Below are 679 nucleotides of genomic sequence, written 5' to 3' on the forward strand. Positions count from 1 at the left end.
GCTTCGATGAGCTGCTTGATGTACGCCAATGCGTCGTTCTTGCGGACGGACATACCGGTGACGACTTTCCTTCCGCCTCGGATCGACGTCCAGAGTTGCAGCAGGTTGTTGTTCAGCCCGGATGTGGGAACGTAGCACCCGTGCTCGGTGAGCGAGCCCTTGCACCGAGCGAACGAATTCCTGCCGACGGCGTCGAAGACGACGTCGTATTCCTCGGCGTTGTCGGTGAAATCCTCGGTGGTGTAATCGATGACCTTGTCGGCGCCCAGGGACTTCACCAACTCCGTGTTGTGCGGACCGCACACTCCGGTGACCTCCGCGCCGAACGACTTGGCGAGTTGCACTGCGTAGGTGCCGACGCTGCCGGAGGCGCCGTTGACGAGAACCTTCTGTCCGGTTCGCACCTTCGCCTTGTCCCGAAGGAAGAACAGTGCGGTGGTGGCACCGTCGACGGCGGCGGCGGCCTCTTCGTAGGTCTTGTCGACCGGCTTGAGTGCGAGCGAGGCGGTTTCCGGCAGGCACTTGTACTCGGCGTAGGCGCCGATATCGAAACCGGTGAACCCGAATACCTGATCGCCCGGCTGGAACCTGTGCACGTCCTTGCCGACGGCCTCGATCTCTCCGGCAAGCTCGAGGCCCAGGTTCCGCAGCTTCCTTCGTGGCCGTCGCAGCCCGAGGA

At 63.0% G+C, this 679-nt stretch carries 1 protein-coding gene; it reads right to left on the reverse strand.

Annotated elements, in window-relative coordinates; translation table 11 throughout:
• On the reverse strand, positions 1–679 hold a 679-nt coding region (locus tag AC1D1G_RS45770), incomplete at both ends, for an NAD(P)-dependent alcohol dehydrogenase (protein ID WP_477957008.1).

It is taken from the genome of Rhodococcus sp. P3_B8, assembly GCF_056402775.1.